This window comes from Cupriavidus sp. MEYA8 (genome assembly GCF_059278825.1).
Genome location: NZ_CM181221.1, coordinates 1,618,063 through 1,637,646 on the forward strand (window position 1 = coordinate 1,618,063; position 19,584 = coordinate 1,637,646).

Consider the following 19,584-nt stretch of genomic DNA (forward strand, 5'->3'; position numbering starts at 1 on the left):
AATACTTGAGACAATTCGCAATCTTCATTCATTGAATTTCCCATTGAAGGCACCGTTAGCGCGGTGTCTTTTTTTTTGCGTGGAGGGTGGAACGCAGTCGGGCGACGCGGCGCTGGCGGCAGGCCGGCATGCGCCGGCCTGCACGGCCTCAATCAGCCGTGATGTTGTTGGCCTTCACCACCTCGCCCCACATCTTGTAGTGGGTGCGGGTCAGCGTTGCGAGCTGCTCGGGCGTGCCGCCGCCGGGCTCGTCGCCGCGGTCGACGATGCTCTTGACGACGGCAGGGTCCTTCAGCGCCGTATTCAACGCGCCGTTGGCCTTCTTGACGATGTCGGGGCTCAGGCCCGGCGGCCCGTACAGGCCGATGAACGAGATGATGGTGAAGTCCTTGATGCCACTCTCGGTGGCCGTCGGTACATCCGGGATCATGGCCACGCGCTTGGGTCCGGTGACCATCAGCGGCCGCAGCTGGCCCGACTTGATGAAGGGCGCGACGACCGAGGTTGCATCGAACATCGCATCCAGGCGCCCGGCCATCAGGTCGACCATCGCCGGGCTGCTGCCCTTGTAAGGCACGTGGTTCATTTTGGGGCCGCCCATGCGCTCGCGCAGCAGCTCCATCGTGACATGCGGCAATGCGCCGGTGCCGCCCGAGCCATAGTCGATGGTCTTGCCGGACTTGTCCCGCGCCTTTACCTCCTCGACAAACTGCGCGTACGTCCTGATGGGCGAACTGGCGGGCACGACCAGGACCAGCGGCGACTGCAGCATCACGCCGATCGGCGTCAGCTTCTGCGGGTCGACGATGCCGAGCTTGGTGTAGACGTGCGGCATGATCGTCATCGAGCCGTTGCCTACCAGCAGCTTATTCCCGTCCGGCGCCGCGCGCATGACCTCAATGGAGGCGATATTGCCATTCACACCGGCCTTGTTGTCGATGACAAACGGCTGGCCGAGCGAACTCTGCAGGCCGTTAAGCAGCGCACGTCCCGCGAAGTCGGTCTGGCCGCCGGGCGGGAAGCCGACCAGCAGTGTCACCGGCTTGGTCGGCCAGGTGGTCTGTGCCCAGGCGGCCGTCGTCGCCAGCGCGCCAAGGCCGAGCGCAGCGACGCCCAGGATCAACGCGGAACGGCGCGAATTCACGGGCGATTTCTTGGTGATTGTCATGACAGGTCTCCGATTATGTTTTGACAGGGCCGCAGCCCCACGGCGCTTCAGGCCGTCTTTTCCATCGCTTCCCACATCCCGTTGATATAGACCGCGCCGAGTGCCCGGTCATAGAGGCCGTATCCCGGCTTGCCCGTCTCGCCCCAGATCATGCGGCCGTGGTCGGGGCGGAAATAGCCCTGGAAGCCGACGTCGTGGTACGCCTTGACGATCGCGGCGATATCCAGCGAGCCGCAGCTCGACAGGTGGGCGGTTTCCTCGAAGTCGCCTTCCGGCGTGATCTTGACGTTGCGGATATGGGCGAAGTGGATGCGGCCCATGCCGCCGAACTCGCGCACCAGCGCCTCGACGTTGTTCTGCGGGCCGGCGCCAAGCGAGCCCGAGCACAGCGTCAGGCCGTTTGCCGGCGTGTCGACGATCCCGAGGATGCGTGCCAGGTCGTCGCGGTCCTTGACGATGCGCGGCAGCCCGAAAATGGGGCGCGGCGGATCGTCCGGATGAATGGCCATCTTGATCCCGCACTCCTGCGCCACGGGAATGATCGCGTGCAGGAAATGCTCCAGATGCTCCCAGAGCCTGGCTTCGTCGATGCCGCGGTATTCAGCCAGCAGCGACTGCAGCTCACCTGGCTCGTAGCTGGAATCCCAGCCGGGCAGGGCGATGCCCTGGCTGACGTCAACCAGTTCGACCTCCCGCGTGCTGAAGGCGAGGCAGGTCGAGCCGTCATCGAGCTTTTTCGCCAGTTCCGTACGGGTCCAGTCGAATACCGGCATGAAGTTGTAGCAGATGACTTCGATGCCCGCGGCGGCCAGGTTCCTGATGCTCTGCTGGTAGTTCGCGATCAGCCGCTCGCGCGTCGGCTTGCCAAGCTTGATGTCCTCATGGACCGGAACCGATTCCACGACCTTGAACTGCAGCCCCGCCGCCTCGATGGTGGACTTGAGCGCCAGGATCTTGTCCAGTGGCCATACCTCGCCGACGGGTTCGTCGTAGATGGCCGAGACGATGTGGGTCATGCCCGGGATCTGCCGGATGTATTCGAGAGGAATCGGGTCGGACGGGCCAAACCAGCGGAACGACATCTTCATGGGGGGCATCCTTGGGGCGACTCTGTTGCGGCAGAACAGGGCGGAAAAACCCCGACCTGTAGTGCGAACCGGCGCGCGGCATGGCCCGGAGGCCACGCAGCATTGGTGTACCGGATTGGGTTATTTGGTTCACCAATTATGAACAGGTTGCCCAATTTTGCCGTCATGGTTTACCATGGGATGCATCAGGCACTGCCCGGCCATGCCGCGTTTTTGTGGCGATTGGTCAACCGGTGATGACATTGGGCAGCCGCCGCCTTACCTGCAATGCGACATTCCACCAGCGATCCTGCAACCCGTCCGTCAGTCGAGAACCCGCCAGCGGCCAGCGACCGGTCGTACCTGAGCCTGGCCGGCCAGGTGCAGGCACTGATCGCATCCGGAGAGTTCTCCGCCGGCATGCGGCTGCCGTCCGAACGCACCCTGGCCGAGCGGTTCAGCGTCAGCCGTACCCTGGTGCGCGAGGCAATCATCGCGCTGGAGGTCCAGGGGCTGGTCGAAGTGCGCGGCGGCTCCGGAATCTACGTCTGCGCAGGAGCGCCCGCGCCCGGTCCCGAGCCGTTTGAGATGCCGTGGCGGCCGGGGCCTATCGAATCGCTGCGCGCCCGGGCCCTGATCGAGGCGGAAGTCGCCGGCCTGGCGGCCAGCGAGCGCAAGGACAGCGATCTTGACCGCATGTTCTCGGCCTTGAGCCTGATGCGCGAGCACATGGACGACAAGCAGGCCAACGAGGCGGCGGACCGCCAGTTCCACCTGTGCCTTGCCGAATCGACCGGCAACCGGGTCCTGCTGCATATGGTCGCCGCACTGTGGGATAGCGGGCGCAGCGATCCGCTGTGGAGCAAGATCGAGGAACACTTCCATACCACCGGGCTACGGGAGGCATCGCAGGAAGACCATCAGCGGATCTTCGCGGCGGTGATGGCCCGCGACGCGATGGCGGCGCGGGCGGCAATGCGCAACCACCTGGAGAGGGTGATCAGCGAGTTCACCCAGGCGTGGCGTTGACAGATAGCCCGTTGGGCGTAGTTCGGCTTTTCCACGCCGGGCCGCTCCAGGAGCGGAGGGTGTAAAAGCCGCCGGTCGCGCGGAAAGTCACCTCAGGGCAAGGCGAACCAACCGCACTGACCGGCGTCGCGACGCGTCACACCGCGCGGCGAACCATCAGTTCCTTGATCTTGCCGATGGCCTTGGTCGGGTTCAGACCCTTCGGGCACACGTCGACGCAGTTCATGATGCTGTGGCAGCGGAACAGGCGGTACGGGTCGTTCAGGTTGTCCAGGCGCTCATTGGTGGCCTGGTCGCGGCTGTCCGCGATGAAGCGGTAAGCCTGCAGCAGGCCGGCCGGGCCGACGAACTTGTCCGGGTTCCACCAGAACGACGGGCACGACGTCGAGCAGCTGGCGCACAGGATGCACTCGTACAGGCCATCCAGCTCGTCGCGCTCTTCCGGCGACTGCAGGCGCTCTTTCTCGGGCGGCGGCTCGTCGTTGATCAGGAACGGCTTGATCGAGTTGTACTGCTTGAAGAACTGCGTCATGTCGACGATCAGGTCGCGCACCACCGGCAGCCCGGGCAGCGGACGCAGCACGATGCGGTCCGGCAGCTCGCGCATGTTGGTCAGGCACGCCAGGCCGTTCTTGCCGTTGATGTTCATCGCGTCCGAGCCGCACACGCCTTCGCGGCACGAACGGCGGAACGAGATGGTCTCGTCCAGCTTCTTGAGCTTGACCAGCGCGTCCAGCAGCATGCGCTCGTGACCGTCGAGTTCGACCTCGTAGGTCTGCATGCGCGGCGCCGCATCCTTGTCCGGATCGTAGCGGTAGACTTCGAAAATACGCTTCATTTCTGTGGGTCCTGTTGTCTCTACGATGCGGTGCTCAGAAGGTACGGGCCTTCGGCGGCACGCTTTCCACCGTCAGCGGTTCCATCTTCACCGGCTTGTAGTCGAGGCGGTTGCCTTCGCTGTAGAACAGCGTGTGCTTGAGCCAGTTCTGGTCATCGCGGTTCGGGAAGTCGCTGTGCGCGTGCGCACCGCGCGATTCCTTGCGGGCGGCCGCCGAGATCATGGTGGCCTTGGCCACTTCCACCAGGTTGGCCACTTCCAGGGCTTCCACCAGCGCGGTGTTGAAGACCTTGGACTTGTCCTTCAGGTGGATGTTGTCGGCGCGCTCGGCCACTTCCAGGATGCGGTCGACACCTTCGTCCATCAGCTTCTGGGTGCGGAACACGCCGGCATGCGACTGCATGTTCTTGCGGATGTCGTTGGCGACGTCCTGCGTGTATTCACCCGACGACGTGGCCTGCAGCTTGGCCAGGCGCGACATCGCGAGGTCAGCGGCGTCGGCCGGCAGCGGCTTGTGTTCCTTCTGCTTCAGGTTCTGCGCGATGATGTGGTTGCCGGCGGCACGGCCGAACACCACCAGGTCGAGCAGCGAGTTGGTGCCCAGGCGGTTGGCGCCGTGCACCGACACGCACGAGCATTCGCCGATCGCGTAGAAACCATTCAGCACTTCGTTCGGGCTGCCATTCTTCGGCACCACGACCTGGCCGTGGTAGTTCGTCGGGATGCCGCCCATCTGGTAGTGGATGGTCGGGACCACCGGGATCGGTTCCTTGATCGCGTCGACGTTGGCGAACTTCATGCCGATTTCGCGGATCGACGGCAGGCGCTTCATGATGGTCTCGGCGCCGACGTGGGTCAGGTCGAGCAGCACGTAGTCGCCGTTCGGGCCGCAGCCGCGGCCTTCCTTGATTTCCTGGTCCATCGAGCGCGAGACGAAGTCGCGCGGCGCCAGGTCCTTCAGCGTCGGCGCATAGCGTTCCATGAAACGCTCGCCGTCCTTGTTGCGCAGGATCCCGCCTTCGCCGCGCACGCCTTCGGTGATCAGCACGCCCGCGCCGGCCACGCCGGTCGGGTGGAACTGCCAGAACTCCATGTCTTCCAGCGGCACGCCCGCGCGTGCGGCCATGCCCAGGCCGTCACCGGTGTTGATGAAGGCGTTGGTCGACGCAGCGTAGATACGGCCGGCACCGCCGGTCGCGAACAGCGTGGTCTTGGCTTCGAGGATGTAGACCTCGCCGGTTTCCATTTCCAGCGCGGTCACGCCCAGCACGTCGCCGTCCTGGTCGCGGATCAGGTCCAGCGCCATCCACTCGACGAAGAAGTGGGTCTTGGCGCGCACGTTGCGCTGGTACAGCGTATGCAGCAGCGCGTGGCCGGTACGGTCCGCCGCGGCGCAGGCGCGCTGCACCGGCTTCTCGCCGTAGTTGGCGGTGTGGCCGCCGAACGGGCGCTGGTAGATGGTGCCATCCGGGTTGCGGTCGAACGGCATGCCGAAGTGCTCGAGTTCGTACACGACCTTCGGCGCTTCCCGGCACATGAACTCGATCGCGTCCTGGTCGCCCAGCCAGTCCGAGCCCTTGATGGTGTCGTAGAAGTGATAGTGCCAGTTGTCTTCGCTCATGTTGCCCAGCGAAGCACCGATGCCGCCCTGCGCCGCCACGGTGTGCGAGCGGGTCGGGAACACCTTGGACAGCACGGCCACGTTCAGGCCGGCTTCCGCGAGCTGGAGGGATGCGCGCATCCCGGCGCCGCCAGCACCGACGATGACCACGTCAAAGCGGCGACGCGGCAATCCAGTCTTGACTGCGACCATTTATTACACCCTCCAGAGAATCTGAGCAGCGTAGCCCGCGCAACCGACGAGCCACAGAATCGTAAGAACTTGCAGCACCAGGCGCACCGCCATCGGCTTGACATAGTCCATCCAGATGTCGCGCACGCCGATCCAGGCGTGATACAGCAGCGACAGGATGGTCAGGAACGTGATGATCTTCATCCACTGGTTGGCGAAGAGCCCTGCCCACGCTTCGTACGAAGCGCCGTTCGACAGCAGGAAGGCAATGGCCAGCACCACGGTGAACACCACCATGATCACGGCCGTGACGCGTTGCGCGAGCCAGTCTTTCAGGCCGTAATGGGCGCCGACGACCAGGCGCTTGGGACCGATATTGTTGTTTGCCACCGTGATTCTCCTCAGAACAGGCCGAACAGCTTCAGGCCGAAAATCAGGGTAAGCAGCAGGCTGACAACCAGCACGCTGATGGCAGACTTGGCCGAGGCGGGCTTGGAAACACCAACGTGCACATCCAGCAGCAGAAAGCGGATACCGGCGCAGAAATGATGCAGATAACCCCAGATCAGGGCCAGCACAACCAGCTTGACAAAGCCGCCGGACAACAGGGCCGAGAACTTTGCGAAGCTCAGTTCGGAGGTAATGCTCTGCTCGAACAGGTACAGGACGAAGGGAAGGAGGAGGAACATCAAGGCACCGCTCACGCGATGCAGGATGGATACCTTGCCGGCCCAGGGCAACCGGTATTTCGCGATCTGCGAGATACCGATATTCCGGTATTCGGGCCTGGTGGATAGTTGCTTTTCCATGGGGCGCTGATTCTTGTCGTGGGGTGATTCGCCGCCTTTGCCGCGAACAACACGGTCTTCGACACCGTGAAGTACCCGGCAAGGGGTGATACGCGCGTATTTTGGCCTTCCGCTGATATACTGTCCAATATCTATCGCATCTTTCTGATATATAAAACGGCAGATATCGCATGGAGCTGCGGCATATTCGGTACTTCCTCGCCGTCGCCGACGAGCGCAACGTCACGCGGGCGGCGGAAAGGCTCGGCATTGGACAGCCGCCCCTCAGCCAGCAGATTCACGCGCTGGAGGAGGAGTTGGGCGTCAAGCTGTTTCGCCGGACCGGGCATGGCGTGGTACTGACGGAAGCGGGCGAGGCGTTCGCAACGGATGCCAGGCGCATCCTCCATGACACGCGCACAGCCGTAGAAAAAGCGCAAAGCGCCGGACGGGGCGAGATCGGGCGACTCAATATCGGATTTACCGGCTCCGCCGCGTTCAACCCGGTGGTCTCCAGGCTGATCCGCGCGTTTCGGCAGGATTACCCCAACGTTGTCCTCACCCTGGCGGAAGGCAATACATCCCAGCTCCTCGCCTTTCTCAACGATGGCCGGGTCGATGTGGCCTTTGTCCGATTGAGCGGGCAGTCGCCGGCCGGGGTTCAACTGCAGCACATTGCGGTGGAACCGATGAAGGTCGTGCTCCCTGCAACCCATCCACTTGCCAGGCGGCGCCGGATATCCCTCGACGCACTGGCGGAAGACCAGTTTGTCCTGCTGCCCCGCGAAGCGAGTCCGACCTTGCATGACGTCATTGTGGGCGCTTGCAAGCAGGCCGGATTTGATCTCATCGCCGGGCAGCAAGCGCCGCAGCTCTCTTCGGTCGTCAATCTCGTGGCAGCGGAGTTCGGCGTTTCCATCGTTCCTGCCTCGGTTTGCCAGATACAGGTCGAGGGCGTTGTCTATAAGGACATCGTTGGCAGCCCGGTCTCGATCCGGCTGGCACTGGCTTCCCGGATCGAGTCGACGCCTGCGAAAACGGCCAATTTTCTGGCAATGGCTCAGGGATTCCGTGCCGGCGCCAACGCAGGCTGAGCCGTAGGGCACCGCAGTCGTTCGAACGGACGCGCCGGGCACGCAGGTACAATCCCCGGAAAATCGACACATAAATAAGAGGGGACAACACCATGACTGGTGTGGTTTCAGGCCGCCTGGCGCAGAGGTGCCCTTGAATACACGTTTCATCGAGGCCTTCATGTGGGTCGCGCGGCTTGGCAGCTTCCGCGCCGCTGCCGACCACCTGCACATCACGCAGGCTGCCATGTCGAACCGCATCGCCTCGCTCGAGCAGGAAATTGGAGCCCGCGTCTTTGAACGCGAGGCCCGCGACCTGCGGCTGACGCCGGTTGGCCTGCGCCTGCTCAGCTATGGCGAGCGGATGCTCGAACTGCAGCGCGAGATCATGGTGCTGGGCCGCTCCGACCAGCAACTGCTCGGGCTGGTGCGCATCGGCGCCATCGAAACCGTGGTGCATACCTGGCTGGTCGACTTCCTGCGGCACCTGAGTTCGACCTATCCCGGCATCGAGGTGCAGATCACCTCCGAGACGACCGAAGGGCTGCACAAGAGCCTGCGCGCCGGCGCCATCGATATCGCGCTGCAGACCGACACCGCTGTCGGCGAAGGCATTGCCAGCATGCCCTGCCTGTCGATGGCGATGGGCTGGGTTGGCCCGCCGGGCGAGCCGCAGCCGGGTGAGGGCGTGCTGGCCGGGCTGCTGCAGCATCCGACCATCACCATGAGCCGGGGCTCGCAACCCCATGTTGCGCTCAAGGAGCTGTATCGCAAGGCCGGACTGCCGGTGGGCAAGGTGCATTGCGTCAGCTCGATCGCTGCCATTGTCAGGCTGGTCAGGGGCGGTTTCGGCAATGCCCTGATGCCGCTGGCGCCGGTGCGCGAGCAGGTGGAGCGTGGCGAACTGCGCCTGCTTGCCTGCGATGTCCCGCTGCCACCGCAGCGCGTCGTGGTCAGCTATCACGACCACGGCGTTTCCGAGGCCATCCGTTTCGTTGCCGAACTGGCCTGCCGCGAATCGGACCGGTTCGTCGAGTCGCTGCCCGCACCATATTCGGGTGCCTAGAGCGGCCATTGCGCCAGCCTGGTGCGGTTTCCCGGCCGCATCCACAAGAAAAACTGATCGGAAGGACCAACAATTTCCCGTTTGTCCTGACTCGCTGCTGCAACGATCATCGACTCATCCGCCGAACACGGCGATCACCCCATCAGAGGAGATAGAGTCAGATGAGCAATCCTGCGGCCATTCCCCAACATGGCTTGTTGTTCGTCGCGTCCGATGTGGACGCGGCGGATGAAGCCGATTTCAACCTGTGGTACGACCGCGAACACGTAGAGGAGCGTGCACGCGTGCCGGGCTTTATCTCGGCCGCGCGTTACCAGGCGGTGCACGGCGGCCCGAAGTACCTTGGCCTCTATCGCACCGAATCGCTGGCCGCGTTCACCTCGGCCGCCTACAGGCAAGCCTTCCGGCACCAGACCCCGTGGTCGGTCACCAATCTCGGGCGCATGCGCAGGCCGATGCGCCGCGTGTGCGCGGTCAACGCCTCGGTGGGGCAGGGCAGCGGCAGCTGGATCGCGGTCCTTCCACTGCCGCGTGCAGACGATGCCGTGTCCCTCATCGAACGGGCCGGCGAGGTTGGAGATGAACTCTCGCTGCGCGCGGGGTATGTCCGCTCCTATCTTCTGGTCCCCGACGACGAACTCAGTCAACCCTTGCCCAACGAGAGCCTGGAAGGCCGCGAGCTGCTTCCCCTGTTCGTCGTGGAGAGCAGCGATGAACAGGCAAGCGAGCTTGCGCTGAGCATCGCGGCGCAGGGCCTGCACGCCGATGCCGCAGGCGCAACGCGCTACATCCTCAAGTGGAAACTCTACGCAAAGGAACTGACGTCATGAGCGAAATGATCTCTACGGCAGCCGACGTCGGCTCCGCAGCCGGCGCGCACGAGGCAAATGCAAACGCAAACGCCAACGCCAACGCCAGCGCAAGGATGCGCCGCCTGGCCGCGGCCAGCTCGATCGGGACCACGCTGGAGTGGTACGACTTTACCGTCTACAACCTGATGGCGGCGCTGGTCTTCAACGTCATCTTCTTTCCGTCCTTCGATCCGCTCACGGGCACGATCCTGGCGTTCTCCACGTATGCCGTCGGCTATGTGTCCCGGCCGCTCGGCGGCATGGTGTTCGGCCATCTTGGCGACAAGCTCGGCCGCCGCTTTGTGCTGGTGACCACGCTGATCCTGATGGGCATCGCCACCGGCGTGATGGGCCTGTTGCCGACCTATGCATCGTGGGGCATCTGGAGCCCGCTGCTGCTGGTGGCACTGCGCTTTGTCCAGGGCGCCGCCATCGGTGGCGAGTGGGCCGGCGCGGTGCTGCTGGCGATGGAGCACGGCAGGCAGGACCAGCGTGGGCGCAATGCCTCCTTTACGCAGGTGGGTCCGTCGGCCGGCACGCTGCTGGGCACCGGCTTCATTGCGCTGGTGTCGCTGTTCCTGAGCCCGGAGGACTTCCTGGCGTGGGGCTGGCGCATTCCGTTCGTTTCCAGCGTGGCGCTGGTGGTGTTCGGCTTGTGGCTGCGGCGCGGCGTCGAGGAAACGCCGGCGTTCAAGGAAATGGCTGCGCACAATGCGCAGGCCAAGACCCCGCTGAAGGAAGTGTTCGTCTCGCACTGGCGGCGCCTGCTGGTGGCCGGCGGCGTGCGGATCGGCTCGGACGTGCTCTATGCGCTGGTCGTGGTGTTTACGCTGACCTATGTCACCAGCGTGCTGCACCTGTCGCGACCGCTGGCACTGACCGCGACCATGCTGGGCGCGGCCGGCAATGCGCTGACGGTGCCGCTGTTCGGTGCGCTGTCCGACAAGCTCGGCCGCCGGCCGGTCTACATCGTCGGGGCGCTGCTGGGGATCGTATGGGCGTTCGTGTTCTTCGTGCTGATGGACAGCAGCCAGCCGTGGCAGATCTGCGTGGCGGTGGTGCTGGGGCTGCAGATCCACGCCGTCATGTACGGCCCGCAGGCAGCGTTCGTGACCGAGCAGTTTCCGACGCGGGTGCGCTATGCAGGCTCGTCCCTGGCCTACACCCTGGCAGGCATCCTCGGCGGCGGCTTCGCTCCGCTCATCATCACCAGCCTGTACAAGGCGTACGGCACGACCGGCGCGGTGTCGCTCTACGTCTGCGCGGCACTGGGCGTGACGCTGGTTGCGCTGCTGGTTGCCCGCGAAACGGCGCACAAGCCGCTCGAACACTAGGCCGGCCATGGCCCGCCGGCTTGTCCGGCGGGCCGCGCCCAGCGGCTGCGTTGCGCTCGCAGCCCCATCATTCCAACCACTTGTACCGTATGCCTACTTTGGAATTCCAGCTCGCCGGCGAAGGACCGCTGGCGCTGCATATCGACCGGCTCGTCATTGCCGGCTGGACCGGGCGCGATGCCGACGCCGTCAACCACCACATCCGGGAACTCGAAGAGATCGGCGTGAAGCCGCCGTCGACCGTCCCGTGCTTCTACCCGCTTGCCGCGTCGCTGCTGACGACCGCGCCGTTGCTGGAAGTGCCGCGGGAGGATTCATCGGGCGAGATCGAGTTCGTGCTGATGGCGGGCCCCGACGCGCTCTATGTCGGCGTGGGCTCGGACCATACCGATCGCAAGGTCGAGGCCTATGACGTCACCGTCTCCAAGCAGATGTGCGCCAAGCCGGTCGGCAGCAAGGTCTGGCGCTTCGACGATGTCGCGGCGCACTGGGACCGGCTCGAGATGCGCTGCTGGCGCACCCGGCATGGCGTGCGCGAGCTTTACCAGGAAGGGCTGGTGACGCGCCTGCTCGATCCGCATGACCTGATCCGGCGCTTGCACGGCGATGTGCACGGAGATGTGCACGGCGCAGACGCGCTACCGCCCGGTACCGCGATGTTCTGCGGCACTCAGGCCGTGATCGGGGAACTGGGAGGCGGGGAGGCGTTCGAAGTCGAGCTGCACGATCCGGTATTGCGGCGTTCGCTACGCCATGCGTACCGCGTGGCAAGCCTGGAGGTGGCTCCTTGATGCGTACCGATCTTCCCACCATCGCCGAACTGGCCGCCAGCCTGGATGCCGGGCGGACGACCAGCGTCGCGCTGACCGAACAGGCGCTGGCGCGTATCGACAGCCATCGCAAGTCGGGCGGCGCGGCTTTCGTCGAGGTCGATGACAAGGGCGCCCTGGCGGCGGCCGCGGCGGCAGACCAGGCGCGTGCCGCCGGCTATGTGGCATCGCCACTGGCCGGCCTGCCGGTGTCCGTCAAGGACTTGTTCGATGTGCGCGGCCAGGTGACGCGGGCCGGCTCAAAGGCGCTGGATGGCGCCGCTGCGGCCGCCGATGCGCCGGCCGTGGCGCGCCTGCGCGCGGCAGGCGCGGTGCTGATCGGGCGCACCAACATGAGCGAGTTCGCGTTTTCCGGGCTTGGCCTGAACCCGCACTACGGTACGCCCCGCACGCCGTTCGACGAAGCCTGCATCGCCGGGGGCTCGACCTCGGGCGGCGCCGTCAGCGTGGCGCTCGACATGGCCGTGGCCGCGCTCGGTACCGACACGGGCGGCTCGATCCGCATCCCGAGCGCATTCTGCGGGCTGACGGGCTTCAAGCCCAGCGCAAGGCGCGTGCCGCTGGCGGGCGCCGTGCCGTTGTCGACCTCGCTCGACTCGGCCGGCCCGCTGGCGCGTTCGGTGGCTTGCTGCGCGGCCTTCGATGCGGTCCTCAGCGGCGAAACGCTCGACAGCGAGCCCGCTGCGCTCGCCGGCCTGCGCCTGTACGTGACGCGCGATTTCGTCACCGAGGGTCTGGACAGCGAAGTCGCGCGTGGTTTCGACGCAGCGCTTGCCAGCCTGTCCCGGCACGGTGCGCACGTCATCCCGTTCGATTTCCCCGAACTGCACCACCTGCCCACGATCAACGCCGGCGGCGGCCTGACCGCGGCCGAGGCGTGGCACTGGCATCGCGCGCTGCTGGACGAGCGCGGCGCTGCCTACGATCCGCGTGTGGCGACACGGATACGCCGCGGCCAGCAACAGGGCGCTGCCGACTATCTGACGCTGCTGAAAGAACGGGAAGCGATGCGCCAGAGCGCAGCCAAGCTGCTGCGCGATGCCGACGCCTGGCTGATGCCGACCGTTGCCGTCCGGCCGCCGCGGCTCGATGCACTCGGCAGCGATGAGGCCTTCTTTTCGATCAACGGGCTAGTGCTTCGCAATCCCAGCGTCATCAACTTCCTCGATGGCTGTGCGGTATCGCTGCCGCTCCCCGCAGCCGTGCCGGGCGTCGCGCTCAGCGTCTGTGGCTTGAACGGTGCCGACGCGCGCATCCTGCAGGTTGCCGGGGCGATCGAAAGGGGCCTTTGCTGAAGGCATCGTGCGCGCGTGCGCAAGACATCGGGTTGCCGGCCGCCGCTGGTTATGCAGCGGCCGTTGATCAGATGTCCAGCACGATCTTGCCGATGTGCTGATTCGCTTCCTGGTAGCGAAAGGCGTCGGCCATCGCTTCCAGCGGGAAATGCCGGTCGATGACCGGGCGGATGCCGGTGGTATTCAAGGCACGCACCATGTCGAGCTGGTGCTGGCGGCTCCCCACCAGCAGCCCCGTCAGCCGCAGGTGCTTGCGCAGCAGCTGGGTGACGGTGACCGGCCCGGTCGGGTTTCCCAGTGACCCGATCACGGCGATATGTCCGCCGACACGGGCTGCCGTCATCGACTGGTCCAGGGTGGCGGCGCCGCCAACCTCGATGACATGGTCAGCGCCTGCGCCATCCGTCATCTCGCGTACTGCCTCGCCCCACTGCGCCGTCTTGCGATAGTTGATCAGGCAGTCTGCGCCAAGCTTGTGCAGCCTGGCCAGCTTCTCGTCCGAGGATGAGGTGGCGATCACCCGCGCGCCGGCCGCCTTGGCGAATTGCAGCGCAAAGACCGATACGCCGCCGGTGCCGAGTACCAGCACGGTCTCTCCCGGCTTCAAGCCGCCATCGGCAAACAATGCCCGCCAGGCAGTCAGGCCGGCCGTGGTCAGCGTGGCGGCCTCGGCATGGCTGTAGCCGTGTGGAGCATGCGTGAAGCACGCTTCGGGCAACGTCACAACCTCCCGCGCAAAGCCGTCGACGCCATCCCCGGGGACGGTAGCAAAATCGCACAGGAACGGCCCTCCGTCATGCCACGTGGGAAAAAAGGTGCTGACAACATGGTCACCGACCGAGAATGTCTTCACGCCGGCACCAACGGCGGTGACTTCACCGGCGCCGTCCGCCATCGGAATGCGCCTTTGCGCCAGGGCCCGACGGCCTGAAACCACGGCGTAGTCATGATAGTTGAGCGAACTCGCATGGATGCGCACGGTGATCTCCCCCGGTCCGGGAGGGGCGGCCGTGGCTTCCCCGACGACGATGCGCTCGAAACCGGCAGGTGGATCGAGATATATGGCTTTTGCAGCAGTCATGGCATTCCCCAGGTCGCCGACAGAAGATGCGGGCCGAGTTTAGCTGCCGAACGCCGGAAAGACCACCGGCTCGTCAGGGTGGCTTGCCAGATCTCTACAGGGTTTTCCCTCTGTTTGCGCGAATTGGTAAAAGCATGTCGTGATCGGCCTAGCCGGTTGACGTGCCGCGCTCCGAGAATAGAAAAAAAGAGGTGAGCAGTCCTCACGCGCGTGGCCCGTGGTGCGATATGCCGCTTCCGTCATCGACAAAGCTTTCCAAACACGCAAAGCAGCAATCAAGAGGTACAGACATGAAGAAGCAGGCCAATAGCTTATGGTGGCAAGGATGCGCCCTGGCATTCGGTGTTGGTGTCGTCGGCTGGCTGCCCGTGGCTCACGCCCAGCAGGCCTGGCCAACGAAGCCGATCCGCCTGGTGGTGGCGGGGCCTGCCGGCGGCAGCGCTGACGCACTGGCGCGGCTGCTCGCGGAAGGCCTGCATAAGGCATGGAGCAAGCCGGTCATTGTGGAAAACAAGCCTGGCGCCGCCGGTGCGCTGGCGATCAGCGACATGCAGTCCACCGGCAAGGATGGCCATACCCTCCTGGTCATCCAGGGCGGTGTCGTAAGCGAGGCGCCATTGGCCTACAAGGTCCAGTACAAGCCGTTTGCAGACCTGAAGCCTCTTGCCCAGATCAGCCGCACGGGGCTGGTGCTGGTTGCCAACAAGGACCTTCCTGTTTCCAACCTGAAGCAGCTTGTGGACTATGGCAAGTCGCAAAAAGACGGGCTCGTGTTTGCTTCTTATGCTGCCGGACTGAAGGGGCACACCTCGGGCATATTGCTCGGACAACTCACCCATGTGCCAATGCGGCACGTAGGCTACAAGGGCTCTCCACCCGCGTTGAACGACCTGATGGGTGGGCATGTGCCGCTGATGTTCGATGGGGTGACTACCTCGTTGCCGCTGATCAAGGGGGGGAAGATCAAAGCGATTGCGGTGGCCTATCCGGCCCGGATCGCGGGCCTGGCGGATGTACCTACCTTCAAGGAGCTTGGCTACCCGCAGCTGGCGCAAGCTGGCTGGTTCGCCGTGTGGTCACGCCCGGATGTCGACCTGGCGGTACAGCAGAAAATCCGCGACGCCACGCTGGCATATTTCAAGCAACCCGCCGTGCAGAGTCGCATCAAGGACATGGGCATGGAGCAGGGCGATCCCGCGACGTCGGAAGAGATGATGACGGACCTGAAGCAGGCATACCAGCAACAAGCCGCGCTGCTGAAGTCCATCAACTACCAGCCGGAGTAAATAGAAGGAACCGTGAGCGAACTTGCCACGGCTCCTCCGGCGTGCATGGCACGATCACCGGTGCCGCGGGCCATGTCCGTTACTCGCGGCCTGTGGCACCAGGCGGTGATCCGCTTTACGAGAGCTCGCGGATGAGCGCTTCCGCCTGCGGCCATTCACCATAGCCGGAAGCCGGATTCAGATGCCCGACGTCGCCGAGTTCGACGAAACGGCTTCCCCAGGCCTGCGCCAGGTCGCGGGCGCGCTCGAGGCGAGTCAGCGGATCGTTGCTGCTTGCCGCAACGATGCTCGGGAACGGCAAGGCGGCGCGAGGGATCGGCAGCCAGCCGTGATCGCGCAGTGTGTCGGTCGCCGGGTAGCCTGCCGGCATGGGCGTCTCGAGGTCCGCAGGTGCCGCAAGCAGTGCGCCGAGGATCTCGCGTTTGCCGCCCCGGGCTGCCCAATGGACGACCATCATCGCGCCGGCGCTGTGTGCCACGATGATGACCGGCCCCTCGATAGTAGCCAGGGCGCGCTCGATCGCATCCACCCGGGCAGCGCAGCTCAGCTTGTCTTGCTCGAGTGGGGCGACGGAGACCACGCGGGGCAGCTTCGCTGCCAGCAGGGTCTGCCAGTGTTCCGGCACATGGTCACGCAGGCCGGGGACGATGAGAACGGTTGGTGTCGTAGGGTTCATGTCAGACTTTCAAGATGGCGCGTCACCGATGATGGCGGTTCGCTCCATCTTTCGGTGGCACGGGGATAAGGCTGCGGTGCTCGATCAGACAGATCAGCCCTCGTGAGTTTGGATGTTGCGGGCTGCGTCCGCTTGACGGGACGTGACAAGCATTTACCATTTCATGGCACAAAGCTGACACGCGCGTCTGGATCGCCCTGCCTCCGGGCGAGTGCGGCCGGCTCAAAAAGCAAGAGCCTGCTTCCCCCTCCGATATCCCAAAGGTCCTAGGCACTCCCCTCGCTTTCGAGCCACTGAATCGCAAAGCGCATCAACTCCTTGCCACTGGAAATGTCGAGCTTTTCCTTGATGTTGGCTTGATGTGCCTCGATGGTCTTGACGCTCCGATTCAGCTTCATGGCGATCTCGCGCGTGCTGAAGCCGAGCCCGATCAGGTGCAGGACTTCGAACTCACGATCAGAAAGACTTGCAATCGAGCCTGCCAGGTTGTTCCTGGGGACGGCCAGTGCCCGTGCAAGCCTGGCATGCATGGCGGCGCTGAGGTAGATATTGCCGGCCAGCACCTCGCGGATGGCACTCATGACATGCCCGGTGGCCTCGAGTTTCATCAGATACCCGTTGGCGCCCGCTCGCAATGCGCGTTCGGCAAACAGGGCTTCGTCGTGCATGCTGAGGACCAGTATTGCCAGGTTCGGATAGTGTTGCCGGAGCGTCTTGATAAGATCCAGGCCGGAGTCCGCCTGCAGGCTGAGATCCACAATGGCCATGTCAGGCCCGCACGCCATTGCGGCCAAAGCCTCTTCCGTACTGGCTGCCGCGCTGCAGACGTGCAGATTCTCCTGCTTCAGCAAGTGGGTCAATCCTTCCCGGATGATAGGGTGGTCGTCGACGATCAGGACCCTGGTTGCAGGGCGAGGGCTAGGTGGCGTCTCTGGCATGGCCGGGCCCCCTGTTTATCGGATAGCTGATGGCAACCGTGGTGCCACCCATGGCATTGCGGGTGACGGTGCACGAACCGTCCAGCAGGCTTGCCCGGTGACGCAGGTTGTGAAGTCCCAGTCCCGAAGTGCGTTCCATCTGCTCCGGGTCGATCCCCACGCCATCGTCACTGATCGAAAGCGTCTGGCCGTCGCCTTCGCGCTCCAGGTCGATCCAGATATGGCTGCCGTGGCTGTACTTCAGGGCGTTATTGACGGCTTCCTGTGCGGCACGGTAAAGGTTGGTCTGCATTGGCGGATCCGGCAAGTCCACATCCGTCGCGATGCGAAGCGTACAGCCAATGCCGTTCAGCGAGCGTGTCGATTCCGCCAGGCCTTGCAGGGCGACCGAGAGGTCACCGGAGTCCATGGTGACGGGGTCCAGCCCATGGGCAATCCTGCGAGTCATCAGGGACGCCTGTTTCACCAGTTCAACAACGGTTGCCGCATCCGCCGCTGCCGGGTTTCCCTGCCTCTGCAGTTCCTGGCTCACAGTGGTGCAGTAGAAGCCCAGGCTCGTGAGGTGCTGCCCGAGGCCGTCATGCAGTTCCCGGCCAATGAGCCGCTGTTGGTGATCGCCGATCCGGATCAGTTCCGACTCCAGCCGGCGGCGCCTTTCCATCTCCTGCTTCAGTTCGTTGTTGGCTCGCTCAAGGTCCTGGGTTCGTTCTTGCACGCGCCGTTCAAGTTCCTTGTGGGATGCCATCAGGAGACGATGAATGCGCTTCTGCTGGGCATGTGTCGCCACCAGCAGCAGCCCGGTGATCGCCACCACGTTCGCGAACACACACCATCTCACAAGGCTATCCACCGGTGATTCCGCGACAAAGGGACCAGTGCCGTGCGTGGTGCCCCGGACGGCGATGATCGCGACCAGCAAGGTCGCGAGGCTGGTACCAAGATGGTCAAAGCGCAGGGCGGCCCAGATAACGAACGGAAAGATCGCCATGGCCGCAGGATAGTAGCCGTGCCCGGCAAGCTGCGGGGCGCCGAAGATCAGGTGACTCACCCCGAGGATCACCACGGCAAGTCCGCACGCTTCCACGGCCTGGCTCGCCGAACGGACGGGACTTGAATGGGTGAGCAGGTTGAGCAGCGGCGGAGCTACCACGAGCACCCCCATCATGTCGCCGAGCCACCATTTCAGAAAGGCGCCGCTGTATTCGTCGACTGACAGCATACCTTCGCCCCGGAGGGCGCTCGTGCCGATCCAGGCGCTCAGTGCCGAGCCAAGCGTCGCAGCCAGGATGATCAAGGCCAGCACGTCCCTGATGCGATCAAGCGATACCTGGAAACCGGCGACCCGCTTCAGCAGCCATGTGGCCGTCAAGGCGGCCATCGTTGCGCCGAGGCCGATTACCGCGGCAACATGCGCAGGTATGCCCACCGACATGTTCGCCAGCATCGAGCCAATCGCAACGCCAGGGGCAACGCCGACGCCCATCGTGAGCAGCGCAACGAGGGCAATGCCGCTGGATGGCCAGACCAGGGACACCGCACCGCCCACTACCGCATACGCAAGACCCAGCTTTGCACCTGCAAAATACGCCAATGCGACAAATGCGCTTCGAATGAAGAGGTTGAGCCTCGCTTTATGCAGAATGATGGTCATTGTTCGATTCAAACCATCGAGACATGCCCTGGCAACACCAGCCATTGTCACGTTATCTGAAATGACAAAAGTCTTGCAAGAAGCCAACGTGTCTAAATTTGTTGAAAATCGCCAATTTCTATCGAATCCGGGCAATGTGTAGGCGGATCGAATCCATTCGGTGTTGCAGTGCACCCTACCAATCTATGCCAGAATGCTGCTGCGCGGTAAGCCTTCTTGAGGGAATTTCGAAAAGTTCCCGTCCGCCTTCCGAATAGGGCATTCCCCTAGCCCCTTTTCGGAAACAAGCCCTATTCATCTACCTACCGCCAGGACATACATTGCAGTCGTACGAAGCTATGTCCTCACACGGGAGCGAAGCGGATTCGCTGCCGGGCCCTTGCAACCGCATAAGTAGGAGGTGAAAAAATGGTAAAGACACTCATTTTGCTAGCTGGCGCGTGCGCGGCGCTTGGCTCCAGCCTGGCCTATGCCGGCATCGGGGCGCGAGATGTGTACACGGACGGCGCGAGCGTATTGGGGCCGCGGGATCCGTATGCCGATGGAAGCGCAAAGTTTGACGTCTACTCGGATGGCGCGAGAGTGGTAGACAGGCGAGACGTGTTCACCGACGGTGCGAGAATTACCAATCGCGACGGGCTGACAGACTAGGGTAAATAAGCAACTACGTAGTTGCCTCGAGACGTCTGGACTTACATGCGTGGACCGCGCCACGTCAGCGGCCACAACCCGATATCCCCCGAGCACGGCTCGGGGATTTTTTTGCTCTTTACCGATTATTTGAGGAAAGGCCGCCGTTGATCAGCCAGGATGCCATGCTG

18 protein-coding genes are annotated in these 19,584 nt (G+C 64.0%); 8 read left to right on the forward strand and 10 right to left on the reverse strand.

Annotation, left to right across the window (positions count from 1 at the left end; all coding sequences use genetic code 11):
- Positions 1 to 148: 148 nt before the first annotated feature.
- Together AC5WJ1_RS07460 and uxuA are read right to left on the reverse strand one after the other, a co-directional pair.
- A complete protein-coding gene (locus AC5WJ1_RS07460; RefSeq protein WP_135705160.1) occupies positions 149 to 1,168 on the reverse strand; it encodes a Bug family tripartite tricarboxylate transporter substrate binding protein in 1,020 nt (339 codons plus the stop codon).
- A gap of 47 nt (positions 1,169 to 1,215) precedes the next feature.
- Positions 1,216 to 2,256, reverse strand: a complete 1,041-nt coding sequence (gene uxuA, locus AC5WJ1_RS07465; RefSeq protein WP_494476477.1) for a mannonate dehydratase — start codon at positions 2,254 to 2,256, stop codon at positions 1,216 to 1,218.
- Between the two features lie 267 nt (positions 2,257 to 2,523).
- On the opposite strand from uxuA, the gene AC5WJ1_RS07470 reads away from it, so the two are divergent.
- The gene (locus AC5WJ1_RS07470) at positions 2,524 to 3,264 is read left to right on the forward strand and encodes a FadR/GntR family transcriptional regulator (protein WP_133098579.1); all 741 of its coding nucleotides are present in this window, start codon (positions 2,524 to 2,526) and stop codon (positions 3,262 to 3,264) included.
- Positions 3,265 to 3,400: 136 nt separating this feature from the next.
- On the opposite strand, the gene AC5WJ1_RS07475 is transcribed toward AC5WJ1_RS07470, so the two are convergent.
- From AC5WJ1_RS07475 to sdhC, 4 genes are read right to left on the reverse strand one after another with little or no spacing between them, the layout of a single operon-like run.
- Positions 3,401 to 4,102, reverse strand: a complete 702-nt coding sequence (locus tag AC5WJ1_RS07475; protein ID WP_133098578.1) for a succinate dehydrogenase iron-sulfur subunit — start codon at positions 4,100 to 4,102, stop codon at positions 3,401 to 3,403.
- Positions 4,103 to 4,136: 34 nt separating this feature from the next.
- Complete coding sequence (gene sdhA / locus AC5WJ1_RS07480; protein ID WP_135705163.1) at positions 4,137 to 5,915, reverse strand: succinate dehydrogenase flavoprotein subunit; 1,779 nt, start codon at positions 5,913 to 5,915, stop codon at positions 4,137 to 4,139.
- A 3-nt stretch (positions 5,916 to 5,918) separates the two neighbouring features.
- On the reverse strand, positions 5,919 to 6,284 hold the full coding sequence (gene sdhD, locus AC5WJ1_RS07485) for a succinate dehydrogenase, hydrophobic membrane anchor protein (protein ID WP_135705164.1): 366 nt from the start codon (positions 6,282 to 6,284) through the stop codon (positions 5,919 to 5,921).
- 11 nt (positions 6,285 to 6,295) lie between these two features.
- Complete coding sequence (gene sdhC, locus AC5WJ1_RS07490; protein ID WP_271815643.1) at positions 6,296 to 6,703, reverse strand: succinate dehydrogenase, cytochrome b556 subunit; 408 nt, start codon at positions 6,701 to 6,703, stop codon at positions 6,296 to 6,298.
- A gap of 170 nt (positions 6,704 to 6,873) precedes the next feature.
- Between sdhC and AC5WJ1_RS07495 the strand changes: the two genes are divergently transcribed.
- The 6 genes from AC5WJ1_RS07495 (at position 6,874) to AC5WJ1_RS07520 (ending at position 13,131) form a co-directional block, all read left to right on the forward strand.
- A complete protein-coding gene (locus AC5WJ1_RS07495) occupies positions 6,874 to 7,776 on the forward strand; it encodes a LysR family transcriptional regulator (RefSeq protein WP_133098238.1) in 903 nt (300 codons plus the stop codon).
- A gap of 133 nt (positions 7,777 to 7,909) precedes the next feature.
- A complete protein-coding gene (locus AC5WJ1_RS07500) occupies positions 7,910 to 8,821 on the forward strand; it encodes a LysR family transcriptional regulator (protein WP_434032808.1) in 912 nt (303 codons plus the stop codon).
- Between the two features lie 161 nt (positions 8,822 to 8,982).
- Positions 8,983 to 9,651 (forward strand): DUF4286 family protein, encoded by a 669-nt coding sequence (locus AC5WJ1_RS07505; protein WP_135705167.1) that lies wholly within the window; start codon positions 8,983 to 8,985, stop codon positions 9,649 to 9,651.
- A gap of 95 nt (positions 9,652 to 9,746) precedes the next feature.
- Positions 9,747 to 11,006 carry an MFS transporter gene (locus AC5WJ1_RS07510; RefSeq protein ID WP_135706266.1) on the forward strand — a complete coding sequence of 420 codons (1,260 nt, stop codon included), beginning with the start codon at positions 9,747 to 9,749 and terminating at the stop codon, positions 11,004 to 11,006.
- Between the two features lie 89 nt (positions 11,007 to 11,095).
- Positions 11,096 to 11,797, forward strand: a complete 702-nt coding sequence (locus AC5WJ1_RS07515; RefSeq protein WP_494476478.1) for a DUF2848 domain-containing protein — start codon at positions 11,096 to 11,098, stop codon at positions 11,795 to 11,797.
- The gene (locus AC5WJ1_RS07520) at positions 11,797 to 13,131 is read left to right on the forward strand and encodes an amidase (protein ID WP_133098242.1); all 1,335 of its coding nucleotides are present in this window, start codon (positions 11,797 to 11,799) and stop codon (positions 13,129 to 13,131) included. Before AC5WJ1_RS07515 ends, AC5WJ1_RS07520 begins: the two co-directional genes overlap by 1 nt.
- Before the next feature lie 67 nt (positions 13,132 to 13,198).
- On the opposite strand, the gene AC5WJ1_RS07525 is transcribed toward AC5WJ1_RS07520, so the two are convergent.
- Entirely contained in the window at positions 13,199 to 14,212 is a 1,014-nt protein-coding gene (locus tag AC5WJ1_RS07525; protein ID WP_133098243.1) for a zinc-dependent alcohol dehydrogenase family protein, read from the reverse strand.
- Between the two features lie 290 nt (positions 14,213 to 14,502).
- Here AC5WJ1_RS07525 and AC5WJ1_RS07530 point away from each other — a divergent pair, with 290 nt between their 5' ends.
- Entirely contained in the window at positions 14,503 to 15,498 is a 996-nt protein-coding gene (locus tag AC5WJ1_RS07530; RefSeq protein ID WP_494476479.1) for a Bug family tripartite tricarboxylate transporter substrate binding protein, read from the forward strand.
- Between the two features lie 115 nt (positions 15,499 to 15,613).
- Here the strand turns inward: AC5WJ1_RS07530 and AC5WJ1_RS07535 are convergent, their stop codons facing one another.
- From AC5WJ1_RS07535 to AC5WJ1_RS07545, 3 genes are all read right to left on the reverse strand, one after another.
- Entirely contained in the window at positions 15,614 to 16,174 is a 561-nt protein-coding gene (locus AC5WJ1_RS07535) for an RBBP9/YdeN family alpha/beta hydrolase (protein WP_434032806.1), read from the reverse strand.
- 266 nt (positions 16,175 to 16,440) lie between these two features.
- Positions 16,441 to 17,025, reverse strand: coding sequence for a response regulator (locus AC5WJ1_RS07540; RefSeq protein WP_434032805.1), 585 nt, complete (start codon positions 17,023 to 17,025; stop codon positions 16,441 to 16,443).
- A 67-nt stretch (positions 17,026 to 17,092) separates the two neighbouring features.
- Complete coding sequence (locus tag AC5WJ1_RS07545) at positions 17,093 to 18,763, reverse strand: MASE1 domain-containing protein (RefSeq protein WP_434032804.1); 1,671 nt, start codon at positions 18,761 to 18,763, stop codon at positions 17,093 to 17,095.
- Positions 18,764 to 19,584: the final 821 nt, after the last annotated feature.